The sequence below is a fragment of the Gilliamella sp. B2887 genome (assembly GCF_026537015.1).
GTDB lineage: Bacteria > Pseudomonadota > Gammaproteobacteria > Enterobacterales > Orbaceae > Gilliamella.
On sequence record NZ_JAFNMX010000001.1, the window covers coordinates 1 to 13,424 of the forward strand.

A 13,424-nucleotide genomic window follows, 5' to 3' on the forward strand; every position below is an offset into this window, starting at 1 on the left:
CAGGGCTGGTTGAGTTGTTCATTGCCGGCAACCTGTAAAACCGAAATCGGCGCGCTTTGACCATCGACAGTTAAGGTATAGCGATGGTGACTTACCATTGATATAACATTATTACCATGAATCTTTTCAGTTAAATGACTAACAAAGTTATTGATCTTGCTTTTCACATTGTTTCCTATTTTTATTTTTTCGATCAATTACGTTATTGTTTGTATGGTTATTCTACTTGCTTAAGCCATTTAGCCGCCGTTCTTATGCGTTTTACGTGTATATTTTATTCGCGCTTTACCATCGGGCATAAAGTAAGTGCCATATCGAACCAGCCCACCCTCTTTGAAATAACAAGTCATTTCATAGGCTAATACCATGTTATCATTATTTTTTTCATCTATATTGATAATAATAGCACTTAGCCTTGGTTCATAAGTTAATAGCGTTTGTTCAATAGCCCTCATTAAAACATAAGCTGACGAAGGCAAAGCTTGAAAAACAGTTGACATATCAGGCAATCCATAATCGGGGAGATGCTGAATGGCACCTGCGCGGCTATTTAAGATCCGCTCAATGTTGTCCATCACACTTATGATTGTCTGTTCGTTTTCAGACACATCGTCAATGGCGATACCGGATTCAAAATAGCCATATAGCATGTCATACAAAGATGCACTCATTAATCTTCATCCACTATTTTGATGGTATATTTGCTTGCCTCTATTTTTCGCGCTTTGGTTATGTGTAAATCAGAACGTTTTAAAATTAATCGCCAGCTATCTTCTTTTAGATTGGGTTCTTTATAAAGTGCGACTACTGCTGCAAATTTAGCTCTGTCATCAAATGGAACTTCGATCGAAACAGAAGTATTGGGTTTTAGTACAATTTCTTTAGTATCGAGTAAGGTGGCTTTGAGTTCATCATTATCTTGATCAACCAAATTTTGGTAAGAAGCAGATTTAAATGCATCATCTTTAGTTAATTGATAAATTCGAATAACAACAGGTGATGATTTTTCTTCATCATCAAGATTTAATTCAGCCCTAGCGGTGATATCTAAATGTAATGTTTTAATATCCCACGAAAAAATACTGTTTCCTAAGCTTGATGCACCTTTTGTTACACTTTGGGCTATACCACATCCACTTAAACAAATGGTTAATAGACAAATGATAAATAAATTAATTCTTTTCATAATGATTCCTTTTTTATGCTGTATAATCCATTCCACAATAGTGACCTAAATTTACAGCTACCTTATCTTGAATATACTCGCCATGTTCTGCCATTTTGGTTAATGATGCAGTTTGTCCTAATCGACAATTCTTTGATACAAGCTGGCTACGCGGCAAAAAATTTCGCTTGATATAAAGTGTCATTTTGGCATCAACTTGATAACCTAAATATGCACGCATCAGTGCCATAAGATCCTTATATAACTGCCCATCAGGAAGTAAATCGATTATCTGCTCTTCATGTTGAGGCGTTATGGCTATATGAATTGTTTGATTGCATTCTCTTAAGCGGGATCCTAAAACCGCACTACCATCTAAACCTATTTTGTTCGTTTTATCCCCTACCTGAGCTGGTTTTTCAATAGAGTGCCAAGTAGGATAGAATTCCGTGATTTCAACTTTGGCATCATTAACGATTACTCTTGTTAAACCAGCAATCCCTTCAGCAGTTCGTGTTTTTTGAGTCACTAAACCTAACAGTGCTAAAAATCGCGAAGCTGGTGAGCCTATTTGTTCATTCGTACCTTTTATTATTAGACCTGTTAACCCAAGTAAACACTGAGATATAGAATCTTTACCGCCACTTATAAAACAGGCTGGGTAATGATATTTCAACCAAATTCGATAAAATTGTGTTATAAATCGATGGTTGAATATGTCTAAAAAATCAGTCATTGCGTGATAATTTTCTTCACGGCGAATAATATTGTGCAACAACCCAAAAGGTAATACTGCATCAACGCCATATAAACCTAAAAAACGAGTTCTTACCGTTGCCGGACGATTTATATAGGGTGATCTTTCAATGTATTTCAGCTCACTCGCAGGAAATGACATATCAACTGACGGTGCAAAACGTAAAGGATCACCAGCTGGAGTTTCCAATCGTCCAAGTATAGGTTGTTTAGCATAAAGTTGTTCAAGTAACTGACAAAAACGATAGAAGTTCATTTTTGGCAGTACTTTTTCAAGTTCCTGCATTAAAGCGCTGTTTTCGATATTTTGCTCTGTTTCCATACTATTTTATTTCCAACAGGTAGAAGATTAATGACTAATTGAGTAAATAGATTAACGTCGGCATATAGAGCAAAAAATTGATGTAATAACTCACCAAAAAGCATCACATCACCTTCGCCAGTAAACTGTAAACTATTAATTGTTACTTCGATTTCGATTCCCCTTTGTAACATTCCTTTTTCAATCCGTTTTATCATTCTATGAGATACATCGACGATACCTTCTAAGCGTCGACGATTAAGTTCGTTTTGAGTCCAATCATATAAGGCCAGCGTTCCTCTTAATACTTCTGCGTTAATTAATGATAAATAATTAGGCGCTAAATGTGATAATACTCGCCAATGAAAGCGATCTTCAGTTGGTGGATAACAAGGAAGTGTTGGCGAACACAAATTACGTACACTCGAAATGCTATTTTGTGAGCTGCATAATGATTGGATCCGAGCATTGCTCAACGCTTTCCGAGGTAACATACCATTGGTTCCTGTAACGCGTAATGATAATGTTTCAGCTTCAAGTGTCTCATTTTTATCCCAAATTTTTCCACCCAAAACCAACCATGTATCATGTAATCCTGAAGCTCCTTTTCGAACGTGGGTATGATAATATCTTTCGGGCGCATCATGACGTAACATACCGCCTCTATGTTTAAAGCTTGTAAAAGGGACATAACTGTAGCGACCATTACGAGTTATCGCTTCAACATGTTCAACGGAGTAAATTTCGATGTGTCCATCTTGACGTAATAGGGGTCTAAGCAGATATTCACTTTCTAATTGATTCACTACAATCGGATCGGCTTCCATATCAAATAAATTGATGATTGGCACACAATGTAATCGAATGTTGTCCTTATTAAAAGGCATATCATTTGGCCAAGTTTGATTAAGAATGATTTCAATATCAATGTATTTACAACCTTCCGGAACAGCCTGAACATTTAAACCGTGCAGATCGACAAACATAAATTTTTCACGAAAAGCAAAGTACTCTAATAATAGTTGATAGCCGGCAAAAGCGTTATCGGGTTTTAACCATAAGCGATCTTCTTCACCAAAGCCAACAGGCGTTATGTTTCCTTGTAACTTTACGATTTTATTCGGATCATTGGAATAGCGTAATTGTATGGCTGAAACTTGGTGAATTAATGCATGATGCAAAGTTGAAGCAATTGGCGCATCTGCATTTAAATAGAATCGTAATTTAGATAAATCAACTTGTTCTAAATCAATGAGCTCACCAAAACCTAAACGAATGTTGATAATGTTTCGCCCATCATGGTGTATGGCTAAGCTGACTTGATCAATTTTAACCGGTTGTAAAGTGACGTCTTGAGTTGTTCGGAATGGACACCGTGTTCCCGACGGTCCTAAAGGCTCAGTCTGTACTTGTAACCCTTTGGGAATGACTTCCAAACGGGATAGCGTTGAATAATTGGGTGTAAGCTCAATTATTGATAATGAAGGTATTAACCTCAGATAATGGGGCCATAGCAAACTAACAAGGCTTTCCGTCAATTCGGGTAAATCATCATCAATTTTCTGACGTAATCGCCCCATCAAAAAAGCAAAACCCTCAAATAATCTTTCTACATAGGGATCACGATCACCAACACGATCTAAATTCAATTGACCTGCTCTATCAGGATGAATTTTGGCAAACTCTTTTCCTGCTTCCCGCAAGTAACGCATTTCTGATTCATAATAGCGTAAAATTAAATCATCCATTTTTTATCTCTTTTGTTTTCTATTTGTCTAACATCCATCGTATTGTAAGGCGTTATATCACACTCAGTGCCCTAGCTGGATTGAGCTGCATGAGTTCATGTTGCAGCACTTCTATTTGTTCGCCAAAATTTCGATTATTGTTATCTTTCTGTTGATTTTTTTGCTTCATTATTTTTAATAAAAATCGTTTAATCTCAAACAATAATTCTGGCTCCCATTGTAATAAGGTTATTGACTGTTGCTGGTTATTCAATCCGGTTAGTAATGTTAATGCGATATCTTGTTTTCCCAGTTGTTCTGCCACTCTTGCTTGGGTATATTGCAATAAATATTGTTGCTTAGCCGTACGTAATGAGGGCAAACTTTGTATCCATTGGAATGCATTTTCTAAACTTTCTGTGTGAGCTAACTCTAAAGCCTGTTTTTCAATCTCATTCCAATCGTTTTCACCCGATACTGCAATGGGTTTAATACCATCACCTTCATCTAAATGATGTATACGCGCATCGCTGGCTATCCAGCTTAACGTTTCATCATCAGCAAAAGGCATGCCATTTTCGAAATGAAGATGTTCTATTCCCTGTAACCGTTCTAGCATTAAGCCAATATCGGTTAAATAGATATCGGCCCATGACTGATAAGGCTCCCCCATTTTTTTTAAGGCTAAAACAGAAGCTCTCTGTAAATCTAACCAAAAATGATTTGCACTTTCCATAAAAGCACTTTCAACACGTTCAAATAGGGTGGACCATTGTTTTTGAAGAATCAAACGACTGATGGTTTGTTTCAGTTCCGCTCTGGGTGCTGGTAATCTTGTTTTACCCTTTGTATCTACAGGTGGCAAATCCACAACCATATCCCAACGAATGACTCGTAAAAAACGACCTGCTGCAAGATATCCTTCAGGATTTTCCCGTAAAAACGCTGCCATTTTTCTAGCTTGATCAAGTAAATCGCGTTGAGAGCTTATTTTTATTTCAGCATGACTTGGTTGTACTTCGGATACCGGTGTAGAATTGACCGTTGTTTGAGATGGTTGTTCTTCATTACTGGTTTTAATAGATTGCTTGGTTATATTGCCAAAAAAATGAACCAATGCCGATAAATCAGGAGGTGTTATTGACTGATTAGGCGCTTGAGAATCAAATAATGTTTGACAAATGCTGTCTATTTGACTTAGCGCGGCAATAATACGACTTAACTGCTCATTACTTATCGGTTGTAATTGTGTCAACTTATCTATGAAACGTGCATTAGTAAGCCACTCTATGGCATTTTTGCGTATATTAGGTCTTGAGGGATAAATCAATGGACCAAATTTATCCAGTAAACCCGCTAATATTTCAAGTCCATCAGCGAATCCTTCTACACCATCTTGATTTAAACGCGCCAAACAATAGTAAGTAGCCACTCGAATATCTTTACCGCTTTGTTTAAGTATGTTTTCACTTTCCGTAATAATAAATGGATAATCGATTCCTGAAATTTTGTCTATTTCTTCTTTAATCTCCTGAAAAGAATCATGATAAGTCAAATCTTCACCTGTTGGTTTATCTGAATTGATTGGCTGTAACCAATCATTCCATGTTTGATTTAACTTTTGACTAAGATTGATCTGATCTTCAGTACCGATAAAACGGCTTAATAGTTGACTGAACATTACATTAATCCAATTTAATAGTTTAATTAAACATTATTCAAATACGTTTTGTGGTAAAGTGAAATTACGTAATTTCAACAATGTTAGGGGTCCGCCACCTAGTTGTGTTCTTAAAACATACCTAAGTTTATTCCCGTCTTTAGCTTCCCAGACCAATTCGTATCGACTGGAATCGAGCGGTTTAACTGAAGCGGATTCAAGTAATCGGATCCATGCCCAATCACCACTATAATATTGATATAACCTTAAACCTGAATTATTACTACTCCAACTGAGTTGCGAATAAGGAGCATATCCATCACCTGGCCAATTGAAGCGTTGCCAAGTTGGCACTTGATTGAAATATTCAAGTTTCTGTTTGTTAATAATCAATTCTGTTCTAGCGGTACTTCCCCCTGTGCGCGGCATTAGATCGAATGATAAAGAGATATCACCTGTTTCAAGTACTTCTGCTGAAAGTTGATTAAATAAGTTTAATGCTTCAAGAAAATTAGATGAAAAATTCAATCCTTGAGCATTGACATTATTTACCACCCAAATTCCACCTTTTTTATCTAGTACACCATTTAATTCACTGATAATAAATCGATCGATAATGCCAGTATCAGCTCGAATAAAACGAGCTAATTCAGGTAAGGAAGCTTCGTTTTCACTATTTTTAAAAGGATATCGACCAGCAAAGGATTTTTTCCACTGACTGACAACATAATTTTGCCAAATATCATTAAAGCTTTCGGCTGCTGGAGTCAATACTACTTGCCAAGATTGTTCTAAGGGTTTTTTGAATAAACTGTAACCAAATCCTGACCACTCTTTTCCTAAGTTAGCCGCAATTAAATTACCGTAATCTCGGGTTTCAGTTAAATCCACCGAAGTGCCTTTAAATACACTTTTAGCTAATTCTTGCATCATCGTTTGTGGTTCGGCACTATTAGTAATATTTTGTAGTTTCAACCGTACTTGCGTGATACGCGACAAATAAGTCTCTAAAGAAAGACCATTGGCATTATCATTTCTTAACAAACTGACAATAGGTGCAAATGTTTCAGTTAAAGGTCCTGTTGATTCATTGTTCTTTTTAGACATTCCAGTAAATGATTTATTGTTATTAATAAGCTCTTTAGCTGAACGTAAAAGATTATTGGATAAACCCTCTTCGTTATAAGTTATCTCTGATTGATATTTGATAGCATTTACCAACGCGATCAAAGGAGATTGTCTCGTATCAGCAAGTATTGTTAGCTGTTCAATCACATCTGTTACATTGTCAGATTGACGCCACTCTATAGCATTTAGAAAGTTCAACCATGCAGCACTGTATTCACTAAAATACAGTTCAGTAAGTTGTTTTTTTAATGATTCAGACGAAATCGATTTAGGTAATGAGTTATCTCCATCACTTAAAACCCAATCAATTTGTTCTTGACGAAGTTTAGAGACTTCATTGATTTCCTGTTTAATTGTATTTTCCCAAGCTTTCCGTGTGTAAATACCTGGTAAGTCATCCTTACTAAAAAACAGTAAATGATTATCAAATCCATCAAGCAATTGATTTAAACTTTGATCTGCATAATTTTGGCTAGTGCGTTGGATCATCGCTTTATAGATTGAGTTAACCGCATTTTGTGCACCAATTTTATTAATTAATATTTGGCGAGCATTTTTTACTAATAATGCATCTTCCTTCTGTACCCACTTAGGATGAAGATTTAATGATTCTCCCCAAAAACGAACAAGATCAGGCATCAATCTTTGCCAATTACCATCACTAACATCTTTCGGTGCACTCCATTTTCTGGCTGCAAATTGACTTAAATAATTCCCATCACTTTTATTAGCACGACTCATCATCAAATATACTTTTAAGACATCATACGCCGATTCAACCATTTCGTCTCGGTGAGGATCATCTGGCGGTAATTGTGTTAACAATTCTAAATAATCGGTCATGGTATCTTTAAAGGGTACAACAATGTTACGTAAGTTGGTTGTGTAATAACTGGACCACAATTTTTTTAATAATTTGGTATCATGATTTAAACCAAAACGATAAGATAACGGTGCTCCATTTTGTTGACGGAACAGTAATTGTTCTAATCTTTGTTGTAGCTGATATTGAATTTGTAACCTTGTTGTATAATCTTGAATAGCTGAATCATCAGCCGTTCTGGCAAGTTTGATACTATCTTCAATTAATGATTCATTTCGGAAATAAGATGTGAGCATAGCACATCCTGTCATGATAAGAGAAATTAATAAAACATAACAGGAGATTGCTCCCCAATTTACCCCAAGTCTTCGCCCTACGTTTGATTTTGCATCATCAAGAATTGATTGCCACGTTGGCGTCATAAAAAAATGATTTAAATCGTCAAACTCTTGTTCTTCCGTTGGCTTCGAGGACTGATAAGGCATAAAAAATAGTCCTCGAAGATTTGGAACATAACGCAAAGAGATCAATGAACTCAAATATCGTTTAATTTTGTCAATATCATTTTTTATCAGATTCTGGCTTAATTGAAGTAAATAGGCATAATGAAAGTTTTCTTTTACCTGTTGTATACCTCGTTGACAACATTCTGCAGCTAATTGTTTTAAAGATAAATCCGCGGCATCAACGATACTTTCTTTAGATGAAGCAAAAGTTATCCCAACGCTTTGTTCAATTCTTCCTTCTTGTGACCATTCACTTGTTTGCCCTGACACTAAATAAAGCGGTGCAGACCATCTTAAAATTTTATCCCGAGATCTCAGTTGCAATAAAGTTTTTTCAACTAAAATTTTTTGTTGTCGAGTATTATCAAGATAATTTTTTGAAACTGTCCAAATGATTGCATCCAGAGGTTTACGATAAAATGGTACACAACGAGAAAAACGTTTTTTTAAGGCCTTCATCCATGGAATATCTACTTCACTGGAAACATCACCGCCATAAACCATTAATGTTTGACCACTTAACTGCCATTTCGCTTGTTGTAAATTAGGAAATAATGTTTCTACATCAGATGATGACCCAATAACTAAGCATTTTCGAACTTTATAACGCCAAAATAGACCATAACGAGATTTGCATTGATTTTTTATTTCTAAAAATTCAGGAAAAGTAACCATTTTTTTTACAGGTTTCTTTTCAGCGGGATTCAATGATTCACGCTTAGCTTTATCTTTAGCCCATATTTTACGATTATTAGTAATAATAACAGGTGTTAACAATAAGCCGAGCAATAAAAGCATTGCTTGTAACCATATTGAAAATTTCTGTCCTGCTGTTACATAACCTAAACCTGCTCCCCAGAAAATAAGTCCTGTGGCGAGAATTAGTGCTCCTAATAATATAATGAAAATTAATCCAATCAGTTTCCATTTATTTTTCATTTACGACTCCCGACGTACTACCGCCAAAATTGAAAGTAACCATTTATCATGACTATATGCAGTCATAAGATTATTTTGGTTAGTGAGCAAAACCATTTCATAACCCATAGCCAAAGAAAGCCAAAAACTTAACGCAGTCTGATTACCAATAAGACTGTCTAATTTAATTAAATTAGTTGGGGTAATTTTTTGATCAGCTAACTGAGTTACCATTTCTACTTGTTTTTTATTTTCCATGTTAGCTATCCAAAGCTGTTTAACTTGTTTTATGGCAAGTTGCATATCTGTCATCTGATTAATTGCATTATCAAGTTGTGTTGCTATCATCGGTCTTAAGATTTCAACTTTTGCGCCATTTATTCCTAATTCTTGATAATGTTGTTGGCTTATTCCGAGAAAAGCACATAAAAATGCCGAATTTAATGAAACCGTATTGTTGATAATGACAAGATGAAGAGCCGCTTGCGAATCATCTATCATTTCTTGTAGTATTTCAGCATTAACGTTATCGGATAGATGCTGTGATAACTTGTATTCCCAAGGCAGTTGGGCAGTTTGATAAGCATTATGAATATCTTCATCTAAAAAAACATTTGATTCAAATGATGAGTAAATGTGAATATTAATGATTTCCTTCTCCGGTATCTCAGGGAGCAATTTACGTAAAGATAGAAAGATTTCTTCAAGAGATAAATGAATGTTGAAATCGTCACCAAATTCCAACGATTTATTGACTTTCATTGGGATATTTTCAATATTACTTAAGATGTCTTGTACAGTTAGGTGATTAGGCAAAATATAATAGCTATCAAGAATGATTAAAGATTTCATCGCCCAATTTTGCCAATTTTCTTCAATATTTTTCTGTTCTAACTGCCATATTTCATATTCCTCTTGCGCCAAACCATATATATATAAACGAATACTGACAGCTATCCCAGTAATTATTGTTGGAATAATGATTGCTGATATCCAAAATATCCACTGAGAACCATAGTTTTCATTTGGCCAGATTGACATTAACAAAATGGCTGTAATAAAAATTAAAACGATAAAAAACAAATACCATCTGCCGCGATTTAATTTTAGTGGGGGTTTCAATGGATTAAGTACTTCGGGTTTAGGCCAAGACATAATATTATTCAATCTCCGAAGTACTGATTGTTGAAATCACTTTACAACCACATTCGCATAGACATTGATCTATGACAATTGCTTTCCCATCTGAAAAACACGTCTTTGAAGATTCAATAATTTTATTTACACCATGTCCTTTCTTTGGACAACTAACCAGATCACCTATTAGAGCAACAAGTTTTCCTTCTACAGTCATTGTTGAAGAAACTGAAATAACTGATCCACCATGAGTTGTGGGATCCCCCAATCGAACCACGTTTTTCCCCATTGTTTTATTCCTTAATTACTATTCCCAAAAATGTTATTTGAATTATATTGTGATATTTACACATTTTTTCACTGTATTTTAATTCATCCTACTGTGTACAGTTTTATGCAGTATCAACAATGATTAATAAGATACATGATGCTTTTTTTATCCCGATTTTATTCTAAACTGACCAACAAGTTTGTAGACTTGTTGGTCATCAATTCTTATTTATAACTTATTTTTTTGAATGATTTATTCAGATTTTTTTTGTTTTTTTTCCGTAGTTTTAATTGGTTTTGTTTTACCCTTAGCAGATTTTTTGCTCGTTTTGACCAAATTCTGATTTACTGATGCATCAATCATTTCAAGCACGATTCCTTCTGTTTCTTTAAAATCGAGGAATAATGTTGAAGTTTTACTGTGAGTATTATTGTTTCTTTTCAATAGTAAATTTGAAATTGCAGGCAAAATTTGTTGATTTAAAATACTATCAATATTACGTGCGCCTGTATCAGGCAATAAACAAGCAGAAGTAAGTCGATCATATATTTGCTGACCAACTTTAAACTCTATTTTGTAATGTTTTCCGATACGTGAAGCAACTTTATCCAATTTCATTTTGACTATCTGCCGTAATGCTTTATCCGTTAACGGTGTATAAATGACCGTTTGGAAACGAGCTAATAACGCTGGCTGAAAATGTTCTCGTATAATAGGTCTTAATAATTCATGTTGCGTTGCAGTGTCGGCATCAGGCATTTCTTCAAAAAGTGCCATTAATTCATCACTTCCTAAATTCGAGGTCATGAGTATTAAAGTATTTCGAAAATCAATTTCACGCCCTTCTCCATCACGCATAAATCCACGATCAAACACTTGATAGAATAAGTTAAGGACATCACGATGGGCTTTTTCAATCTCATCTAATAACACTACACTGTAAGGTCGTTTTCTTACTGCTTCGGTTAACACACCACCTTGACCATAACCAACGTAGCCTGGTGGAGATCCTTTAAGTTGTGATACCGTATGGGGTTCTTGATATTCAGACATATTAATAGTGACAAGGGATTGCTCACCACCAAATAATGCATCTGCCAGAGCAAGGGCTGTTTCCGTTTTCCCTACGCCTGACGGACCCACCAATAAAAATACGCCCAAAGGTGCATCTTCTGAAGTCAGACCTGTCTTAGTAGCTCGAATGCGTTTTGCTAACTCAAATAAAGCATTATCCTGACCAACAATTCGTTTGCGTAAATCATCCTCAAGAACCATAAGGTGACTTTGCTCATCTTTTAATAAGCTTTCTAACGGAACACCTGTCCAGTCAGCAATAACAGAAGAAACGACTCGACTATCAACATCAAGCGATAATAATGGTCTGTTTTTTTGAAGTTTATGTAACTTTTCTTGTGTTTCAGTCAACTGAGTTGACAATTTTGGATCGGGTATAGCCGTTAATTGCTTTCTCAGCTCAATAAGTTCTTCAATGATTTTCTTTTCTTCTTCAAACTGAGTTTGTTCGGCAATTAATTGTTTATGTAAATCATCTAATTGCTTGTTAATTTCAGTCATACGTTCGGATGACTGGTTTTCACCTAATAACAAATCGTCTTTAATCGCCATGTTTTCGATTGTTAATGATGTAATTTTTGCTTCAAGTTCAATGATGGATTCGGGTATGGTATCAAGGCTCATTCTTACTCTCGCTGAAGCGGTATCTAAAAGATCAACGGCTTTATCAGGAAGTTGACGACCACTAATATAACGACGTGATAACGTTACAGCAGTTTTTACTGCTTCATCCAATATGTGAACACCATGATGAATTGCATAGCATGATTTTAATCCACGTAACATAAGACAGGCTTTTTCATCATCAGGTTCATCAACTTTGACCATTTGAAAACGGCGCTCAAGTGCGGCATCTTTTTCAAAATATTGTTTATATTCCGACCATGTTGTAGCTGCAATGGTTCTTAATTCCCCTCGAGCCAAGGCTGGTTTTAATAAATTTGCTGCATCCGCACCGCCTGCCGAATTTCCTGCACCAATAATGGTATGAGCTTCGTCGATAAACAGAAGAATTGGGGGTTGTGAGTGCTGAACGGCTTCAATAACATTTTTAAGTCTCTGTTCGAATTCACCTTTAACACCTGCACCGGCTTGCAATAAGCCTAAATCAAGGGATAATATACTCACCTCTTTAAGATTATTTGGTACATTGCCTTCTGCTATTCGTAATGCTAACCCTTCAACCAAAGCAGTTTTACCTACACCTGGCTCACCCACTAAAATTGGATTATTTTTTCGGCGACGAGATAAAATATCAACCATCTGCCTGATTTCTTTATCACGACCTAATACAGGATCAATTTTACCTGCTTTGGCCTTGTCTGTAACATTTTCAGTAAAACGACTTAATACAGCTTGATGATGTTTCTGCTGAAGAGCTTTATTCTCTTCTTTTGCCCCTTCAACTTGGGTTATTTGCGAATGATGACCTGAATTTTGTGGCTCATTTTCGTTTTGTAAACCATCATTAGAATCATTCAAAGGACTTTCATCGGATTGTTCATCTAAATTTGAACGGAGTTCCTTTAAAGAAACTGGTGTTAATCTAAGAAGTTGCCATGCATCTTGCGCTTTTAAACATTGTGGCATTTCTTGTAATACTTGCAGGATATGAAGAGATCGAATTGTTTCTTCATGATCTTCTAATGAAGCTTTCAACCATGCTGCTTGCAATACAGCAATAAGTGATGATGATAAACTAGGTTTATTATTTATGGTATGGGGTAATGCATCAAGGAAGCTAAGTAGTCCTTGCCAAATTTTATCCATATCAAGTTGATAATGCCTTGCTATGATTGTAATATCACCAGATCCTTGCTCTAATAGTTTCAACAACCAATGTTCAAGTGTGATTTCAGTATGGGCGCGGGTTTGACATAACTCCGCTGCCGCTTCTAGTGATTTTGCACAGTAAGGGTTCAGTCGCCTTAATAAAATAGATGGATCGGCAATCATTA

General features: G+C 35.7%; 9 protein-coding genes. All 9 read right to left on the minus strand.

The window, feature by feature from the left end; all coding sequences use genetic code 11:
• Positions 1-239: 239 nt before the first annotated feature.
• Positions 240-671 carry a type VI secretion system baseplate subunit TssE gene (gene tssE / locus J3U13_RS00005; protein ID WP_267339347.1) on the minus strand — a complete coding sequence of 144 codons (432 nt, stop codon included), beginning with the start codon at positions 669-671 and terminating at the stop codon, positions 240-242.
• Complete coding sequence (gene tssJ / locus J3U13_RS00010) at positions 671-1,186, minus strand: type VI secretion system lipoprotein TssJ (protein ID WP_267339348.1); 516 nt, start codon at positions 1,184-1,186, stop codon at positions 671-673. Before tssJ ends, tssE begins: the two co-directional genes overlap by 1 nt.
• Positions 1,187-1,199: 13 nt before the next feature.
• Positions 1,200-2,243, minus strand: a complete 1,044-nt coding sequence (gene tssG / locus J3U13_RS00015) for a type VI secretion system baseplate subunit TssG (protein WP_267339349.1) — start codon at positions 2,241-2,243, stop codon at positions 1,200-1,202.
• The gene (gene tssF, locus J3U13_RS00020) at positions 2,207-3,970 is read right to left on the minus strand and encodes a type VI secretion system baseplate subunit TssF (protein ID WP_267339350.1); all 1,764 of its coding nucleotides are present in this window, start codon (positions 3,968-3,970) and stop codon (positions 2,207-2,209) included. Before tssF ends, tssG begins: the two co-directional genes overlap by 37 nt.
• Positions 3,971-4,022: 52 nt before the next feature.
• Entirely contained in the window at positions 4,023-5,630 is a 1,608-nt protein-coding gene (gene tssA, locus J3U13_RS00025; RefSeq protein ID WP_267339351.1) for a type VI secretion system protein TssA, read from the minus strand.
• A 33-nt stretch (positions 5,631-5,663) separates the two neighbouring features.
• On the minus strand, positions 5,664-9,005 hold the full coding sequence (locus tag J3U13_RS00030) for an ImcF-related family protein (protein ID WP_267339352.1): 3,342 nt from the start codon (positions 9,003-9,005) through the stop codon (positions 5,664-5,666).
• Complete coding sequence (locus tag J3U13_RS00035) at positions 9,006-10,139, minus strand: hypothetical protein (protein ID WP_267339353.1); 1,134 nt, start codon at positions 10,137-10,139, stop codon at positions 9,006-9,008. It abuts the gene before it with no gap.
• 4 nt (positions 10,140-10,143) lie between these two features.
• The gene (locus J3U13_RS00040) at positions 10,144-10,410 is read right to left on the minus strand and encodes a PAAR domain-containing protein (protein WP_267339354.1); all 267 of its coding nucleotides are present in this window, start codon (positions 10,408-10,410) and stop codon (positions 10,144-10,146) included.
• 234 nt (positions 10,411-10,644) lie between these two features.
• Positions 10,645-13,422 (minus strand): type VI secretion system ATPase TssH, encoded by a 2,778-nt coding sequence (gene tssH / locus J3U13_RS00045; protein ID WP_267339355.1) that lies wholly within the window; start codon positions 13,420-13,422, stop codon positions 10,645-10,647.
• Between the last annotated feature and the right edge of the window lie 2 nt (positions 13,423-13,424).